Genomic DNA, 16857 nt, shown 5'->3' with positions numbered 1-16857 from the left:
GGCATGCAATACTCTGATTGAAATAAATAGCCAAATACTTATGGTTATCACTAAGAGATCGCTAGTATGCGGATGAGAATAGGTCCTATTTTTCCAACCATTGTTTATAGAAAAATGAATATGCCAAAATGAGCTGGCTTTTTTATTTGGTAAATTTAGACCTTCACTAAAATTCTTAAAAAAACCATTTCCCCAATAGTTTTCAGATATGGTCTGGATGTAAAAAAGAAAAGTTTGAAAGTATTTTCTTTCAAACTTTTCTAAAGATGATTGCTTTTTACAGCGTATTTTTTTATAATGAAGTGCAATCTGTTGAGAATCATTCTCAATTTAGCAGATATTTGACAAGTACAGGCTTCATAAAAGAAGGGGAACTATGGATATTCTAACAGCGGCTGATTTGACAAGCGGTTATGGCAGGGAAATAATCAGCATGAATTTAAATACCTCTTTTGAAAGAGGATCAATGACCAGTATTATCGGACCAAACGGATGTGGGAAATCTACATTGCTGAAAACGCTGGCAAGGATATTACCTGAATTAAGCGGGCAGATTCTTTTAGACAGTAAAAATTTGAATCAGTATACATCCAAAGAAATAGCTCAGAAACTAGCCATTCTCTCTCAAACTCCAGAAAACTCGATTGATCTTTCTGTTTTTGATTTAGTTTCTTTCGGTCGCCATCCTTACCAGAAAGGCTGGAAAAGCATTACTGTAGAAGATCAGAAATATATCCAGTGGGCATTGGAGATGACCGGGCTGACAGAACTGGCACGTGAATCTGTGGCCATTTTATCAGGAGGACAGCGACAAAGGGTGTGGATTGCTATGGCACTGGTACAGGATACGGAGGTTCTACTATTGGATGAACCGACAACCTATCTTGATCCTGCACATCAGTTGGAAATTCTGAATGTTTTAAAAATGATTAATCAGGAACAGAAAAAAACAATTATTATGACAATTCATGACATTAATCTGGCTTCCAGGTTCTCGGATCAGGTAATTGCAATGAGAGAAGGACAGATATTTAAAAAAGGGACACCAGTGGAGGTCATCACTGAAGAAACGCTGAGACAGGTGTTCTCGATTGATGCAGAGATTGTCTGTCACGGCAAAACGAAGCGCCCGCTAGTGCTTTCTTATGAAATGGCGGATAAGGAGAATGCATATGAATGTGAAGGCTAAGCTGCAACAGCAGCAGGGGCTGGCGTTTCTGCTCCTAATACTTCTTCTGCTAATCATGATGATTATCTCCATAAGTAATGGAGCGGTTAACGTTCCTTTTAAAATTATGAAAGAAAGTTTTTTACAATTTGATCAGGAGAACCAGCTGCATCAGGTGATTTATTCGATTCGCCTACCCAGAGTACTTGGCGCTGCTTTAGTTGGAACAAGTCTGGCGGTGACTGGGGCATTGGCTCAGGGGATTACGCAAAATCCGTTGGCAGATTCCGGGCTTTTGGGTATTAATGCAGGAGCTGCTCTGGGAATTGCGGTATCGTTCGCTTTTCTGCCCAGTGCAGGGTATTGGCAAATTTTACTGGTGTCCTTTTTGGGTGCTGGTGTCAGTGTCTATCTGATATACAAGATATCCAGTCGTTCCCGGCAAGGTGCAACACCTATCCGGTTGACGTTGGCTGGTGCCGGTATCAGCGCCTTATTTATTTCAATCAGCCAGTTTATCGCTCTTTGGTTTAATCTCAGTCAGGATATTACCTTCTGGTCATTAGGAGGTGTCAGTGTGATTTCATGGAAGCAGCTGCAGTTTGCTGCGCCAATCTTTCTTCTGGCAATAGCGGCTTCACTTTTCTACAGCTCTTCTGTCACAGTCTTGCGTTTTGGTGATGACACTGCGGTCAGTCTAGGGAAAAATCCTCAGCGTATTCGTTTAACGGTTAGTGTGCTGATTCTTATTTTATCTGGTCTGTCAGTTGCCATTGCCGGGTCAGTGAGCTTTGTCGGTTTGATTGTTCCGCATATGATGCGTTTTTTTGCAGGAGAGAATTATCGGAAGCTGATTCCCTTTTCTGCTGTCGGCGGGGCTCTGCTGGTTGTTTCAGCTGATTTTACAGCCCGAATGATTAATCCCCCTTTTGAAACACCGTTTGGGGTTGTTGTTGCATTAATTGGGATTCCTTTCTTTATTTATCTGTTTAGAAAAGGAGGAAACCTGGGATGAGTAAAAAGAAGATAATGGTTATGTATATCCTGTTTCTTATGTTGACTCTAGCAGCAGTGCTTTTCAGTCTGATGCACGGACAGATATCAGTTTCCTTTGAGGAACTGTGTCAGGTTTTTCTTGGTGGCGGAAGCCGAGCACAACGTTTGTTAATCCTGGATTTTCGACTCCCCAGAATTTTACTTGCTGTACTTGCTGGTGGGGCGTTAGGCTTAAGTGGAACTATTTTGCAAAGTGTGACACAGAATCCTTTGGCAGATACTGGGATTATGGGGATTAATGCAGGAGCTGGTTTTACTGTGCTCTTGTTTATAAGCTTTATAGAAACTAGCGGCTTGACTGTATTTTTGCTGCCTGCTGTTGCATTGATTGGTGCTTTGGCTGCGGCTGGAGGCATCGTCTGGATTGCCTATGATCGCAGAAAAGGAATCACACCGGTAAGAATGGTTTTGACTGGGGTAGTTTTAAGTACTGGGATTTCGGCACTGACTATTTTGTTGATGACAAAACTGGATTCTGAAAATTACCGCTTTGTTACGATGTGGCAGGCGGGAAGTATTTGGGGCAGCAGTTGGACATTTGTGTGGGCGTTAATTCCCTGGCTGTTCATTTCTTTTTTGCTGACCATGCATAAACATCGGATTTATGATATTTTTCAATTGGGAGATGAAGCATCAGCCTCAGTTGGTGTGAGTGTAGGGAAAGAACGATTGCTCTCATTAGTATTGGCAGTTGCGGTGGCTGCATCAGCTATTTCAGTTACTGGAGGTATTAATTTTCTGGGATTGATTGCCCCTCATATTGTCAGAGGGCTGGGATTTAAAAAGCATAGAGAACTGCTGCCGGCTTCCTTATTAGTTGGCGGGTTGCTGTTGGTGGTTAGTGATACGATTGGACGTTTACTGCTGGAAAGTGGTGAAATTCCGGCAGGTGTGATTGTTGCCATTGTCGGGGCTCCTTATTTCCTATATTTGCTGCTGAAAAGTGAAAAGTGATGATTGCTGTCAGAGAGAAACCTTTTAATAGGCTATGAGCGCTTGCTGGATTCTGGCTTGTGCGACTTTTTGGATCGGAACAGAAGCAATGTGATTTGCAGCAGAAAGCGGTGCCGTTAGAATTTTAAATGACAAATCGTTGACTGGCGAAAGAGCTTGAAAAAGTATATGATTATCTTGAGTCAAACAATACTTTTAGAGCAGGTGAAAGAATGGATAATTTTCGTTTTTATGTACCAACTGATGTACGTTTTGGGAAAGATCGTTTAAAGGATGAATTGACAGATGCATTGAACGTTTTTGGAAAAACTGTCCTGTTGGCTTATGGTGGGGGAAGTATTAAGAAGAACGGTCTGTATAACCAGGTTCTTAAATTGCTGGAGAAGAATCAAAACAATGTAGTGGAGCTAAACGGAATTGAGCCTAATCCTCGGATTGAAACAGTGGATCGCGGGATTGCTTTGTGTCGTGAGCATAAAGTAGATGTGATTTTGGCTGTTGGCGGCGGTTCTACCATTGATTGTGCCAAAGTTGTTGCTGCCGGCTATTATTATGAAAAATCAGCGTGGGAGCTTGTTTTGGAAAGGCGAACATTTAACGGACCCGCATTGCCTCTTGTAACTATTCTGACGTTGGCAGCAACAGGCAGTGAGATGAACAGCGGAGCAGTTATCAGTAACCTTGCAGCAAACCAAAAGCTGGGTGTGGGCGCGCCTTCCATGATACCAAAGGTTTCTTTCCTTGATCCTCAGAATACATTTACGGTTCCTGCGTATCAAACCGCAGCCGGTTCGGCAGATATATTAAGTCATTTATTTGAAAACTATTTTAAGAAAACGATTGGAGCGAATGTTCAGGATTTTGTTTCTGAAGGATTGATGAAAACTGTGATTAAGAACTGCCCGATTGCTTTGAAGACACCGGACAATTATGATGCCCGTGCCAATCTGATGTGGGCCAGCAGTCTTGCGTTGAATGGTCTGACAGGAAATGGAAAAGACGGTGCATGGTCTTGCCACCCGATGGAACATGAGTTGAGTGCATTTTATGATATTACGCATGGTGTAGGACTGGCTATTTTAACACCACGCTGGATGTCGCATGTATTGTCGGAAGAAACAGCAGCTAAATTCCAGCAATTTGCTAAAAATGTGTGGAATATTGAAGAAGCGGATGCAATGACTGCCGCTAAAAAAGGAATACAGGCAACTTATGATTTCTTTAAATCCTGCGGTATTCCAATGACTCTTCCAGAAGTGGGGATTAATGAAGAAAAATTGACCGAAATGGCTGAGCAGGCAGTAAAACACAGTACAATCGAAACAGCTGCGTATGTCCCGCTATCTGTTTATGATGTTATTTCCATTTATCAGGCATGTATGTCGGAATCTGCATTTATCTAGGACCTGTTTGGAAAAGTGATTTTGCAATATTTTTTAGATAAGCCCTAATAAAAAATAAGCGAGGTTGTGACAAAGCTTCTCCATGCGACGAGTAATTGCAAGAGCACATCTTTTCTCCTCGAAGCATGGAGGGGCTTTGCTTCTACGCTTCTTTGAATGCTCATCGCATGTTTTAAGGTTATGCAAGAACGTACTCCTACGCTTTTACGAATGCTTGAATCATACAAAGACTGGAACAGTGTTTATTCGATTTTAAGGGTTCTAGATATACTAATATCACAGATACGCTTATTTTTATTATAGAAAATTTTCTTGTATTTAACCGATTCAGCAAACAATTATGTTCCCTGAACGTCCAGTACTGAATAGCTGCGCTGATCAAATCGGCTGCGGCTTTTTGAGTATTCTATCGGACGTCCATTTTTCAAGTAAATAATTTGCTCCACTTCAAGTATGGGATCATCTACACTGCAATTAAGGTATTCCTGATCATAGTGGTTGCTTTTGTCCGCCTGAATGGAACGAAAAGCACCGGCAAATTGAATACCCAAACTTTTTTTCAGGTAATCATAAATGGAATTTAACAGAACATCATTGGTTAAGCCGGGAACCAGATCAACAGGCATAAAGGTATGTTCCAGTACATATGGTTTTTTCTCCAGAATTCTTAATCGAATGATCTTGTAGACGGGCTGTTCCGGTCGAAGCATTAAACGTTCCTGTACATTTTCGCTGGGAAATTCCACTTCAAACAGGATGACCTGACTGGCAAGCTCCCGGTTGGCGGCATTCATCTGGACACTAAGCCCCTGATATTCATTGGCAGGAGAAGTATCTCTGTCCCAAAAAGAGTGATTTAACACTCGAGTACCGGCTCCGCGCTGCGCATAAACCAGTCCTTCCATTGTCAAAATATTCACAGCTTTTTTGATCGTCATTCTGCTGACTGAAAATTCCTTGACTAAATCAGTTTGATTTGGCAGCAGAGTGTCAGGAGGATATATTTTATTTTTTATGCGTTCCCGCAGTATATTCGCAATCTCTTCGTATTTTGGCATACAACTTTCACCTCAATCATGAGTATAACGAACTCTGTGACTTTCTACAACGATAATTTTTTTATACAGTATTTATAAGTGAAAACAGCGATGACGAAAAATTTGCTCACCTTTTCAGAAAATGAGGCTGTCATCGTTTTTTTTGTTTACTCTCCGTAATTATTGCAAGAGCGATTTTTAAAAAGCATTAGGACCTTTTGATAGGCAAAAATTTCTTTTCTGCAATATACTTTATATTTTGAGGTAAAGGAAAAGGCCGGAATAGAAATCCAGCCTTTTCGATCATTTTAGAAAGTTGAATATCAGATATTGACATCTGCCTGTTTGTCCATAATTTTTAAGAATGGAAACCAGATGAGAGCGACTATGATGAAGTCAATCACCTGCAGCAGTCCGCCCAGCCAGGAGTTGGTAGCGAGAACACCGCTTGCAATAATTGGAACTGTCCATGGGACAGAGACTCCGGTTGGCGGAGGAACAATCCCAGCTGCCATAACAAGATAGTTTATGGTTGTTACAACGATTGGAGCCAGAACCCATGGAATAAGGATTGAGACATTTAAAACGATCGGCAAACCGAAGATTACAGGTTCGTTTACGTTAAACAGCCCGGGTGCTAATGCTAAACGGCCAACATCCTTATATTGTTTTTTCTTAAGGAAGAAGGCCATAATCAGAACTACAGCCAAGGTCATACCGGAGCCGCCAAGACCTACAGTGAATGTTTCCATGAATGGTTTTGTAATAATATGCGGCAATTCTTTTCCTGCCTGGTAAGCTTCCAAATTATCAAGCATCAATGTATTCCAGATTGGGTCCATTACAGAATTTACAATGATTTGACCATGCAAACCGAAAAACCACAGGAATTGAACGAAAAACAGTGCAATCAGTGTTGCTGGAAGACTGCTTCCCAAACCAGTCAATGGTTGTTGAATTACTTCGTAAATTACGTCATGAAGGTTTGTGTTGAAGAATCCAGTTACTGCTGCATTGATGAACAAGAAAATAGTTAAGGTACAGACTGCTGGAATCAGTGCTGCAAAAGATTTTGTTACTGCTGGAGGAACGCCATCCGGCATTTTAATCTGCCAGCCTCGTTTTGTAATACGACAGTAGATTTCCGCTGCAAGAAAAGCAGCAATCATACCAATGAACATGCCTTTAGCACCGAGGCGGTCAAGACTTAACACACCGCTTATGGTTTCGCCGCTTTCAAGAGTTATGAAAAAGGGTGTCAGGATCAGGAAGCTGGCAAATGAAACAGCTCCGCCAAAAATGCCCTCTACATCATAAGATTTAGATAAATAATAGCCGATACCAAAAGTGACAAACACTGACATGATACTCATTGTAGCATTTTGACCATTTCCAAACAGATTTCCCAAATTTCCTTTTAAGTCATCACTGAAAAATGGCAGATTATTAATAACCACTACAATTGAACCAAACATTGTTAACGGAAATGACAGCATAAATGCATCTCTTAAAACAGTTAGATAGCGATTTTGTCCTAGCCAGTTAGCTAAAGGCATAATTTTTTCGCTAAGCTTATCCATAAAACTATTCATAAATATCCCCCTAAATATTTTTTTGTAACCGATCACAACGACAAATATACCATCTTTTGATTTAAATGTCTATCCTTTAAAATAAATGTATATACTTTTGTTTGCAAAGATTGATTTTTGTGGTGAAGTAGATTATTATGGGAATGGATATAAGAAGGGATGGATAAACATGACAACATACAAATTTCCTGAAAATTTCTGGTGGGGATCAGCAGCAAGCGGACCACAGACAGAAGGCCGTGCAGCAGGTGACGGTAAAGGAGAAAGTCTATGGGATGAATGGTACAAATTGGCTCCGGAAAAGTTTTTTAATGAGGTAGGACCAGAGAAAACATCTCAGGTTTATACAAAATATAAAGAGGATATCCAGTTGATGAAGGAAACCGGACATACAACATTTCGGACGTCTATTCAGTGGAGTCGTCTAATTCCAAACGGCACGGGAGAAGTGAATCCCAAGGCTGTTGCTTTCTATAATGACTACATTAATGAAATGATTGAAGCAGGCATCGAACCTTTCATGAATTTATATCACTTTGATATGCCCTGGACGCTGCAAGAACAGGGTGGCTGGCTAAATAGAAAAACTGTGGATGCCTATGTGGAATTTGCGAAAACATGTTTTGAATTATTCGGAGATCGTGTAAAAAAATGGTTTACGCATAATGAGCCGATTGTACCGGTTGAAGCGGGCTATCTGTATCAGTTCCATTACCCAGAAGAAATCAACCTGAAGCATGCGATTCAAGTGGCTTATCATGAAGCGTTATCCAGTGCATTGGCTGTGAAGGTGTACCATGAAATGGAGCTGGACGGACAGATCGGGATTATTCTGAATCTGACACCAAGCTATCCGCGTGATGAATCCAACCCTGAAGATGTGAAAGCAGCGGCGATTGCAGATGCATTCTTTAACCGTTCATTCCTTGATCCGGCAGTGAAAGGTGAGTTTCCGTCAGAATTGATAGAGATTGTTAAAGAACTGGATATGGTTCCTGAAATGCAGGAAGATGATTTAGTCGTTATCAAAGAGAATACAATTGATATTCTGGGAATCAATTATTATCAGCCTCGTCGTATTAAAGCAAAAGAATCAGCAGTGGATCATACACATGGACCAATGCCGGATGACTACTTTGATGTATATGACATGCCTGGTAAAAAGATGAACCCTTATCGTGGATGGGAAATCTATGAAAAAGGGATTTATGATATCTTGACAAATGTAAGAGAAAATTATGGCAACATTCCCTGCTACATTTCTGAAAACGGAATGGGTGTTGAAGGGGAAGAAAAATATATCAATGAACTGGGTGTTATTGAAGATGACTACCGCATTGAATTTGTAAAAGATCATCTGCGTTATGTGCATCAAGCGCTTGAGGAAGGCAGCAACTGCCTAGGCTACCACATGTGGACATGCATGGACAACTGGTCATGGACAAATGCTTATAAAAATCGTTATGGCTTTATTGCAGTTGATCTGGCAGAAGACGGCAAACGCACAATTAAAAAGTCAGGTCGCTGGTTTAGAACAGTTTCTGATAGTAATGGGTTTGATGATTAATAAAATGAATAAACAGGTAAAAATGTAAGCAATTGAATTAATTTTTGCCAATGTACAGGGATTCCTTGGAAAATCAGGGGATTCCTGTTTTATTTTCTCTATGATTTTCATATAGGAGGTACAAATTTTTGAGGGAAATCAGTTATGGGTGTATTCTTTATGTCAGAATCAGTTAGTTATTTCTGTCTTTTGTGGAACTGCTGATATTGAATAACAGCGATTTGTTTTAATTAGGAGGAACAAAGAATGGCAGACTACGGACAAAAAGAAGTTAAACTATTGGAAAAAATTGGCAAGGAAATGTCTAAGCTGGCTGAGCCGTTGGCCAAGATTGAAGATAATGCTAGCAAAATCAAGTGCTTTTATGAACAGGAAAAAGCACTTATATGAAGTAAAATCGATTAGTCGCAAAGAAAATAAAATCGAAAGAGATGAAGAAAAGGCGGCTGAACAAGAGAATGATAGTATTGACAAGCAGCTCAATTACGAGGGTTCTTTGGTAAAAGGTAATATTCAAGAAATTGAGCAACTAGATGTAACTTTAGACGGCATTCACGATGATGACAATTAGGTCAAATGCTACATGGAACAGAAGAAAATAATTTATGAAGTAAAGAAGATACTGAAAAACTGGTTGAATAACATAATGAGGAAAGGGAGTGACATCATAATGATGTGTGCCTCTCTTTTTTAGTTAAACGACTACCGGAGTCTAACTAAAAAAGAACCGCTCGAAAGTTCCGAGCGGGTTCTTAAAAAGATATTCTTATAAATAATATTTCTTCGCAACTGTTAAATCATCGTTTAATTCATAAACAAGAGGTTGTCCAGTTGGAATTTCAAGATCCATGATATCTTCATCAGAGATGCCTTCGATATGTTTTGCCAATGCACGTAAAGAGTTTCCATGTGCTGCAACTAAAACAGTTTTATTGTCCAATAGAGCAGGAGCAATTTCGTCTTGCCAGAAAGGTAAGGCACGTTCTAATGTAACCTTCAGATTTTCTCCGCCTGGGACATCACGCTTGTCAAGCATTGCATAACGACGGTCATTTGCAGCTGATTCCGGATCAGTTACTTCCAATAATGGAGGCAGAGTATCATAAGAACGACGCCAAATGTGTACTTGCTCATCGCCATATTTTTCAGCTGTTTCTTTTTTGTTTAATCCTTGAAGTTTACCATAATGACGTTCGTTTAAGCGCCATGATTTGATTTGAGGAACCCACAATTGATCTGAGTTTTCTAAAATCAGGTTACATGTTTTGATTGCACGAGTTAATACTGAAGTATATGCTACATCAAATTCAATTCCTGCTTCTTTAATTTTGCGTCCGCCTTCTATGGCTTCTTCGATCCCTTCAGGTGCTAAATCCACATCAACCCATCCGGTAAATTGATTCAATGCATTCCATTCACTTAATCCGTGACGAGAAAAAACTAATTTTGGCATGATAAGTCTCCTTTATATATGGTTTCTGAAAATTTCATTACTTGTTTATTGTACAATGTTTTTCATTGAATTTCCAATATAAATTAGCAAACAGCCAAGAATCTGGCGCAACAGGAAAAGCCGCAGCAATCGTAACAGAGCAGAGAAGGGGAAGTGATAAGCTTGAATACAGGATAAAAAAGCAGGAAATAAAAAATGCTGAGACAGTTTTATCTCAGAAAACCAATCTCAGCTTAACTCTCTCAATTATTCATTTGTTGAATATCCGCTTCTGTTAAATTTATATATTTATAGCAGGTTCCAATCGAAACCTGGCATTTTGAAGCAATAACCTGAACATTTTCATGGTTGTCATAATACATCTGCCGTATTTTATGAACAACCTTCATATCGATTTTAGGGCGCCCTCCGATTTTGCCTCTTTTACGGGCATTTGTCAGTCCGATCAGCGTTCGTTCTTTAATCAGCTCGCACTCCATTTTTGCCAGTCCCTGCATTAACTTAAAATAAATAGGACCTTCCGGACCGCGGGTATCTATTTTTTCTTCAAGACTGACTAAATGGATATGGTTCTTCTTGAAAAAATGGGCGAATTCAGTCAGTTGTCTGGTAGATTTCCCCAGATGGTTAAGTCGGCAGATTACTAATGTATCATCTTCTTTCAAATCATCAACAATTGAATCAAGAAGTGAGCAATTGACATTGTTTTCAGCAGGCTTAAATGTATCCTGATAAATTTTGTCACATCCATAGGTTGAAAGCAAAGAGAGCTGTGTATCCAGATCGCATTCATTTATAGTCGTTCGTGCATAACCGATAAAATTCATAGAATATCCTTTCCTATATAGTTTGATAGTTTTGAGCTTAAATATAATTGAGACAGGGAGAGAAAGAAATCTAGCGTGAGTGAGCTTGAATCGTCTGCGGGCCTTCATTACTTCCAACAATCACAGTTGAGACAATGTTTAAAAACAAGCCATGCTCCACGACGCCTACCAGCTGATCAAGATAAGAGCCCAGTGCAATTGGGTCTGGAATCACATTCATTTGCAGATCGATAATATAGTGTCCGCCATCGGTTATTAAAGGAGTGCCGTCTTGCAATGTTCGGATGGACGGGTTGAAACCTTTTGTTTCAAAAAGGTACAATAACTGCTGACTGCCGTAAGGAATGACTTCGACTGGAAGAGGGAATGCCCCAAGCTTGTCCACCAGTTTTGACTCGTCAACAATCCAAATGTTTTTTCTGGAATAAGTAGCAACAATCTTTTCAAAAAGCAGAGCTGCGCCGCCGCCTTTAATTCCATGAAAATTGGAACTGATTTCATCCGCACCATCAATTGTTATGTCTACATGGGAAACATCATCAATACTTTTTAACGTAATTCCTAGCTCAAGTGCCTGTCTTTCAGTTGCTTTAGACGTTGTTACACCAACAATATTAAGATTTTCTTCGTTCACGCGCCGTCCAATTTCATCAACCATGTACTTTGCGGTTGAACCGGTTCCCAAACCAACAATCATTCCATCTTTGACATATTTAGCTGCTTCAATTCCCACCATTTGTTTTTGATTCATTTCAGTGCAAGCTCCTTTCGCTTTATCAAAAATATTGTACCGTTTCTTGAATAGAAAAGATAGAAAGGATTAAAAAAAGTGGGAAAAAAATGAAGAAAAATCTAAGAATAATATTTGATGAAAAAAACACTTCAAAAGCTTGACAGATAGGGTATATCGTGCTATCCTAGCGAAGGTGCTTTATGTACAGGTCTCTCGTTGAGACGTGCTGACTGTCTATCAAAGCATATTTGATAAAGGATGCATAGATGCATTATTTTTTATCGCAAAAAAAGAACCACCTGGATGTGTGGAACTAGAAGCGAATTGAGGAAGGAGGAAAACAAGGAATGCCTACAATTAATCAATTAGTACGTAAACCTCGTAAATCAAAGGTAGAGAAATCTAACTCACCTGCATTGAACAAAGGATATAATAGTTTCAAGAAATCTCAAACAAACGTGAACTCTCCGCAAAAACGTGGGGTATGTACACGTGTGGGGACTATGACACCTAAAAAACCGAACTCAGCTTTACGTAAATATGCCCGTGTTCGTTTGTCAAACTTGATCGAAGTAACAGCATATATCCCAGGGATTGGTCATAATTTACAAGAACATAGTGTAGTATTGCTGCGCGGTGGACGTGTAAAAGACTTGCCAGGGGTACGTTATCATATCGTTCGTGGTGCGCTTGATACTGCCGGCGTTAACGATCGTAAACAAAGCCGTTCTAAATATGGTACTAAACGACCAAAAGCTGCTAATTAATTTGCTGACAACTAACATATTATAATAGAAGAAATATTTCGGAAGGAGGAGTTACGAATGCCTCGTAAAGGTCCTGTTGCAAAACGTGATGTTTTACCAGATCCTATTTATAACTCAAAATTAGTTACTCGCTTAATCAACCGTGTAATGGTTGACGGAAAACGCGGGATTGCTGCTAATATTATCTATAATTCATTTGATATTATTAAAGAATCTACAGGTAACGATCCATTGGAAGTTTTTGAACAAGCCATGAAGAACGTTATGCCTGTTCTTGAAGTAAAAGCCCGCCGTGTTGGGGGTTCTAACTATCAAGTACCAGTTGAAGTTCGTCCAGAACGTCGTACGACTTTAGGTCTTCGTTGGGTTGTTAACTACGCACGTCTGCGTGGCGAACACACAATGGAACAACGCTTAGCAAAAGAAATAATGGATGCTGCCAACAATACTGGCGCTTCAGTTAAGAAACGTGAAGATACACATAAAATGGCTGACGCTAACCGTGCATTTGCACATTATCGTTGGTAAGATCCCTCTCTGTGTGCAGCTTCAGACTGCATCAGATAAGTTTTTACAGTTCATTTAAATAAAGAGAGGAGAAATAAGCTGAATGGCAAGAGAATTTTCGTTAGAAAACACTCGTAATATCGGTATCATGGCTCACGTTGATGCGGGTAAAACAACAACAACAGAGCGTATCTTATATTATACTGGTAAAATCCATAAAATTGGTGAAACCCACGAAGGGGCTTCACAAATGGACTGGATGGAGCAAGAACAAGAACGTGGTATTACGATTACTTCTGCTGCAACAACTGCGCAGTGGAAAGGGTATCGTGTTAATATCATTGATACACCAGGGCACGTGGATTTTACAATTGAAGTGCAGCGCTCTCTTCGTGTATTGGATGGTGCGGTTACCGTTCTTGATTCGCAGTCAGGTGTTGAGCCTCAAACTGAAACAGTTTGGCGTCAAGCGACTGAATACAAAGTTCCTCGTGTTGTTTTTTGTAACAAGATGGATAAAATTGGTGCAGACTTTCTATATTCAGTAAACTCATTACATGACCGTTTACAAGCGAATGCGCATCCGATTCAATTACCAATCGGTGCTGAAGAAGATTTTACTGGAATCATTGACTTAGTTAAGATGAAAGCTGAAATCTACACAAATGATCTGGGAACAGATATTCAGGAAACTGAAATCCCAGAAGAATATATGGAACAAGCTACTGAATGGCGTGAAAAATTGGTCGAAGCAGTTGCTGAAACTGATGAAGACTTAATGATGAAATATCTGGAAGGCGAAGAAATTACTGAAGAAGAATTAAAAGCGGGTATCCGTAAAGCAACAATCAATGTTGAATTCTTTCCTGTAATGGCTGGTTCAGCCTTCAAAAACAAAGGGGTTCAATTGATGTTGGATGCGGTACTTGACTATCTGCCGTCACCACTTGACATTGAAGCTATCAAAGGGATTGACTCGAAGACAGGCGAAGAAACAACTCGCCCTGCTGATGATGAAGCACCATTTGCATCATTAGCCTTCAAAGTTATGACTGACCCGTTTGTTGGTCGTTTAACTTTCTTCCGTGTATATTCTGGTGTTCTTGAAAGTGGTTCATACGTATTGAACGCTTCTAAGGATAAAAAAGAACGTATTGGACGTATTCTGCAAATGCACGCAAATACTCGTCAAGAAATTGACAAAGTATATTCAGGTGACATCGCAGCTGCGGTTGGTTTGAAAGATACAACAACAGGGGATACGTTATGTGCGCTGGATTCACCAGTTATCCTTGAATCAATTGAGTTCCCGGAACCAGTTATTCAAGTTGCGGTTGAACCTAAGTCAAAAGCAGACCAAGATAAAATGGGTGTAGCATTGCAAAAACTTGCAGAAGAAGATCCTTCATTCCGTGTTGAATCAAACGTTGAAACTGGTGAAACAGTTATCTCTGGTATGGGAGAACTTCACTTGGACGTATTGGTTGACCGTATGAGACGTGAATTCAAAGTTGAAGCGAATGTGGGTGCTCCTCAAGTATCTTATCGTGAAACATTCCGTGCACCAGTTACTCAAGCTGAAGGTAAATTTGTCCGTCAGTCCGGCGGTAAAGGTCAATACGGGCATGTTTGGGTTGAATTTACACCAAACGAAGAAGGAAAAGGCTTTGAATTTGAAAATGCAATCGTTGGTGGTGTGGTTCCTCGTGAATACATTCCAGCTGTAGAAAAAGGATTGCGCGACTCAATGGACAATGGGGTACTTGCTGGTTATCCATTAGTTGATATTAAAGCAAAACTTTATGATGGTTCTTATCATGATGTCGATTCAAATGAAACTGCCTTCCGTGTAGCGGCGTCTATGGCTTTACGTGCTGCTTCGAAAAAGGCAAATCCTGTAATTTTAGAGCCGATGATGAAAGTAACAGTTACCGTTCCTGAAGATTACTTAGGTGATATTATGGGACACGTTACAAGTCGTCGTGGACGTGTTGAAGGAATGGAAGCGCATGGTAACTCACAAATCGTGAATGCGATCGTACCTTTGGCTGAAATGTTCGGCTATGCTACAACATTACGTTCTGCAACACAAGGACGCGGAACCTTTATGATGGTATTTGACCACTATGAAGATGTACCTAAGTCCATCCAAGAAGAAATTATCAAGAAAAATGGCGGTAATTCCGCTGAATAGTTAAAGGCTGCTTTGAGAAGCTAACTTAGGACTAGGCTTTTTTTGAGATTTCGGGTAAAATAATTAAAGATGATCAGACGGTCGTTGAACCGCCTATCAGATAAATAAAAAATCAATTGATTTTAGGAGGAACATTTTAAAATGGCTAAAGAAAAATTTGACCGTTCTAAACCCCATGTAAACATTGGTACTATTGGACACGTTGACCATGGTAAAACTACTTTAACAGCTGCAATTGCTACAGTATTAGCTAAACATGGTGGCGGAGAAGCTGCCAGCTATGCTGAAATTGATAATGCTCCAGAAGAAAAAGAACGTGGAATCACAATCAATACTTCACATATCGAGTATGAAACTGATGCACGTCACTATGCGCACGTTGACTGCCCAGGACACGCGGACTACGTTAAAAACATGATCACTGGTGCTGCACAAATGGATGGAGCTATCTTGGTAGTATCTGCTGCTGATGGCCCTATGCCTCAAACTCGTGAGCACATCCTGTTATCACGTAACGTTGGTGTACCATACATCGTTGTTTTCTTAAACAAAATGGATATGGTTGACGACGAAGAATTGCTTGAATTAGTTGAAATGGAAGTTCGTGATCTATTATCAGAATACGACTTCCCGGGAGATGACACTCCAGTCATCGCTGGTTCTGCTTTGAAAGCATTAGAAGGCGACGCTTCTTACGAAGAAAAAATCTTGGAATTGATGGCTGCGGTTGATGAGTACATCCCTACTCCAACTCGTGACACTGACAAACCATTCATGATGCCAGTTGAGGATGTATTCTCAATCACTGGTCGTGGTACTGTTGCTACAGGACGTGTGGAACGTGGACAAGTTCGTGTTGGTGACGAAGTTGAAATCGTTGGTATCGCTGAAGAAATCAACAAAACAACTGTTACAGGTGTTGAAATGTTCCGTAAATTGTTGGATTACGCTGAAGCAGGAGACAACATCGGTGCATTGTTACGTGGTGTAGCACGTGAAGATATCGAACGTGGACAAGTATTGGCTAAACCAGCTACAATCACTCCACATACAAAATTTAAAGCTGAAGTTTATGTTTTATCAAAAGAAGAAGGTGGACGTCATACACCATTCTTCACTAACTACCGCCCTCAGTTCTACTTCCGTACAACTGACGTAACTGGTGTAGTTGAATTGCCAGAAGGTACTGAAATGGTAATGCCTGGTGATAACGTAGCAATGGACGTTGAATTGATTCACCCAATCGCGATCGAAGACGGTACTCGTTTCTCTATTCGTGAAGGTGGACGTACTGTTGGTTCAGGCGTTGTTACTGAAATCGTTAAATAATTCAATTTAACATATAGCAATAGAACTGGTTTGGAAAAACTGGTGTACTCGGACGTAAACGGCTCTTCTGTCATCCTTTGGGATGATAGAAGAGCCGTTTTTATCTTGAGATATTGATTGGATGGTTGAGTTTCTTCTATTAAATAATGGCTCTTTGTCAAATCGGACTGATAGTATCACCAATGAACATCGGAAGAAGGAATCGAACTCCTTCTCCGGTGTTTTTTATTTGTATTGAATAAGGCCGTTGAGTAAGAAAATTCGGGTACG

Annotated in this window: 16 protein-coding genes; 11 read left to right on the top strand and 5 right to left on the bottom strand. The window is 40.2% G+C overall.

All coding sequences use genetic code 11. The features are described 5' to 3' along the window. Nucleotides 1-376: 376 nt before the first annotated feature. The 4 genes from IW492_RS13685 to IW492_RS13670 all read left to right on the top strand — a co-directional run bounded on the left by IW492_RS13685 (nt 377) and on the right by IW492_RS13670 (nt 4581). Entirely contained in the window at nt 377-1189 is an 813-nt protein-coding gene (locus IW492_RS13685) for an ABC transporter ATP-binding protein (protein WP_202068209.1), read from the top strand. Next, nucleotides 1173-2183: a FecCD family ABC transporter permease gene (locus IW492_RS13680; RefSeq protein ID WP_202068208.1), complete on the top strand. Its 1011-nt coding sequence runs from the start codon at nt 1173-1175 to the stop codon at nt 2181-2183. Before IW492_RS13685 ends, IW492_RS13680 begins: the two co-directional genes overlap by 17 nt. Beyond that, on the top strand, nt 2180-3178 hold the full coding sequence (locus tag IW492_RS13675; protein ID WP_202068207.1) for a FecCD family ABC transporter permease: 999 nt from the start codon (nt 2180-2182) through the stop codon (nt 3176-3178). The genes IW492_RS13680 and IW492_RS13675 overlap by 4 nt, the downstream gene beginning before the upstream one ends. A gap of 212 nt (nt 3179-3390) precedes the next feature. After that, nucleotides 3391-4581, top strand: a complete 1191-nt coding sequence (locus IW492_RS13670) for an iron-containing alcohol dehydrogenase (protein ID WP_202068206.1) — start codon at nt 3391-3393, stop codon at nt 4579-4581. A gap of 338 nt (nt 4582-4919) precedes the next feature. On the opposite strand, the gene IW492_RS13665 is transcribed toward IW492_RS13670, so the two are convergent. Then, nucleotides 4920-5639, bottom strand: a complete 720-nt coding sequence (locus IW492_RS13665; protein ID WP_202068205.1) for a GntR family transcriptional regulator — start codon at nt 5637-5639, stop codon at nt 4920-4922. 302 nt (nt 5640-5941) lie between these two features. Continuing rightward, nucleotides 5942-7210: a PTS cellobiose transporter subunit IIC gene (gene celB, locus IW492_RS13660; RefSeq protein WP_202068203.1), complete on the bottom strand. Its 1269-nt coding sequence runs from the start codon at nt 7208-7210 to the stop codon at nt 5942-5944. 169 nt (nt 7211-7379) lie between these two features. Here celB and IW492_RS13655 point away from each other — a divergent pair, with 169 nt between their 5' ends. The 3 genes from IW492_RS13655 (at nt 7380) to IW492_RS13645 (ending at nt 9348) form a co-directional block, all read left to right on the top strand. Further along, on the top strand, nt 7380-8777 hold the full coding sequence (locus tag IW492_RS13655) for a glycoside hydrolase family 1 protein (RefSeq protein ID WP_202068201.1): 1398 nt from the start codon (nt 7380-7382) through the stop codon (nt 8775-8777). Nucleotides 8778-9023: 246 nt separating this feature from the next. Continuing rightward, a complete protein-coding gene (locus tag IW492_RS13650; protein WP_202068199.1) occupies nt 9024-9167 on the top strand; it encodes a hypothetical protein in 144 nt (47 codons plus the stop codon). Continuing rightward, nucleotides 9118-9348, top strand: coding sequence for a hypothetical protein (locus IW492_RS13645; RefSeq protein WP_202068196.1), 231 nt, complete (start codon nt 9118-9120; stop codon nt 9346-9348). The genes IW492_RS13650 and IW492_RS13645 overlap by 50 nt, the downstream gene beginning before the upstream one ends. A gap of 195 nt (nt 9349-9543) precedes the next feature. On the opposite strand, the gene gpmA is transcribed toward IW492_RS13645, so the two are convergent. From gpmA to rpiA, 3 genes are all read right to left on the bottom strand, one after another. Beyond that, the gene (gene gpmA, locus IW492_RS13640) at nt 9544-10230 is read right to left on the bottom strand and encodes a 2,3-diphosphoglycerate-dependent phosphoglycerate mutase (RefSeq protein ID WP_202068194.1); all 687 of its coding nucleotides are present in this window, start codon (nt 10228-10230) and stop codon (nt 9544-9546) included. Nucleotides 10231-10472: 242 nt separating this feature from the next. After that, complete coding sequence (locus IW492_RS13635; RefSeq protein ID WP_202068193.1) at nt 10473-11057, bottom strand: recombinase family protein; 585 nt, start codon at nt 11055-11057, stop codon at nt 10473-10475. Between the two features lie 70 nt (nt 11058-11127). Next, nucleotides 11128-11808: a ribose-5-phosphate isomerase RpiA gene (gene rpiA, locus IW492_RS13630; protein ID WP_202068192.1), complete on the bottom strand. Its 681-nt coding sequence runs from the start codon at nt 11806-11808 to the stop codon at nt 11128-11130. A gap of 329 nt (nt 11809-12137) precedes the next feature. Here rpiA and rpsL point away from each other — a divergent pair, with 329 nt between their 5' ends. The 4 genes from rpsL (at nt 12138) to tuf (ending at nt 16587) form a co-directional block, all read left to right on the top strand. Beyond that, on the top strand, nt 12138-12557 hold the full coding sequence (gene rpsL, locus IW492_RS13625) for a 30S ribosomal protein S12 (protein ID WP_202068191.1): 420 nt from the start codon (nt 12138-12140) through the stop codon (nt 12555-12557). 57 nt (nt 12558-12614) lie between these two features. Then, entirely contained in the window at nt 12615-13085 is a 471-nt protein-coding gene (gene rpsG / locus IW492_RS13620) for a 30S ribosomal protein S7 (protein WP_069662405.1), read from the top strand. Between the two features lie 82 nt (nt 13086-13167). Beyond that, nucleotides 13168-15258 carry an elongation factor G gene (gene fusA, locus IW492_RS13615; RefSeq protein WP_202068190.1) on the top strand — a complete coding sequence of 697 codons (2091 nt, stop codon included), beginning with the start codon at nt 13168-13170 and terminating at the stop codon, nt 15256-15258. A 141-nt stretch (nt 15259-15399) separates the two neighbouring features. Further along, nucleotides 15400-16587, top strand: a complete 1188-nt coding sequence (gene tuf, locus IW492_RS13610) for an elongation factor Tu (RefSeq protein WP_202068189.1) — start codon at nt 15400-15402, stop codon at nt 16585-16587. Nucleotides 16588-16857 lie beyond the last annotated feature (270 nt).

Source organism: Enterococcus sp. BWB1-3, from assembly GCF_016745275.1.
GTDB lineage: Bacteria > Bacillota > Bacilli > Lactobacillales > Enterococcaceae > Enterococcus_L.
Note: the sequence above shows the minus strand (reverse complement) of the source record. Positions and strands in the feature narration are given on the sequence as shown.

Bases quoted from the DNA above. Each gene is read 5' to 3' on its own strand.
- IW492_RS13685 (WP_202068209.1), top strand. From the start codon at position 377: ATGGATATTCTAACAGCGGCTGATTTGACAAGCGGTTATGGCAGGGAA.
- IW492_RS13680 (WP_202068208.1), top strand. From the start codon at position 1,173: ATGAATGTGAAGGCTAAGCTGCAACAGCAGCAGGGGCTGGCGTTTCTG.
- IW492_RS13675 (WP_202068207.1), top strand. From the start codon at position 2,180: ATGAGTAAAAAGAAGATAATGGTTATGTATATCCTGTTTCTTATGTTG.
- IW492_RS13670 (WP_202068206.1), top strand. From the start codon at position 3,391: ATGGATAATTTTCGTTTTTATGTACCAACTGATGTACGTTTTGGGAAA.
- IW492_RS13665 (WP_202068205.1), bottom strand. From the start codon at position 5,639: ATGCCAAAATACGAAGAGATTGCGAATATACTGCGGGAACGCATAAAA.
- celB (WP_202068203.1), bottom strand. From the start codon at position 7,210: ATGAATAGTTTTATGGATAAGCTTAGCGAAAAAATTATGCCTTTAGCT.
- IW492_RS13655 (WP_202068201.1), top strand. From the start codon at position 7,380: ATGACAACATACAAATTTCCTGAAAATTTCTGGTGGGGATCAGCAGCA.
- IW492_RS13650 (WP_202068199.1), top strand. From the start codon at position 9,024: ATGGCAGACTACGGACAAAAAGAAGTTAAACTATTGGAAAAAATTGGC.
- IW492_RS13645 (WP_202068196.1), top strand. From the start codon at position 9,118: ATGCTAGCAAAATCAAGTGCTTTTATGAACAGGAAAAAGCACTTATAT.
- gpmA (WP_202068194.1), bottom strand. From the start codon at position 10,230: ATGCCAAAATTAGTTTTTTCTCGTCACGGATTAAGTGAATGGAATGCA.
- IW492_RS13635 (WP_202068193.1), bottom strand. From the start codon at position 11,057: ATGAATTTTATCGGTTATGCACGAACGACTATAAATGAATGCGATCTG.
- rpiA (WP_202068192.1), bottom strand. From the start codon at position 11,808: ATGAATCAAAAACAAATGGTGGGAATTGAAGCAGCTAAATATGTCAAA.
- rpsL (WP_202068191.1), top strand. From the start codon at position 12,138: ATGCCTACAATTAATCAATTAGTACGTAAACCTCGTAAATCAAAGGTA.
- rpsG (WP_069662405.1), top strand. From the start codon at position 12,615: ATGCCTCGTAAAGGTCCTGTTGCAAAACGTGATGTTTTACCAGATCCT.
- fusA (WP_202068190.1), top strand. From the start codon at position 13,168: ATGGCAAGAGAATTTTCGTTAGAAAACACTCGTAATATCGGTATCATG.
- tuf (WP_202068189.1), top strand. From the start codon at position 15,400: ATGGCTAAAGAAAAATTTGACCGTTCTAAACCCCATGTAAACATTGGT.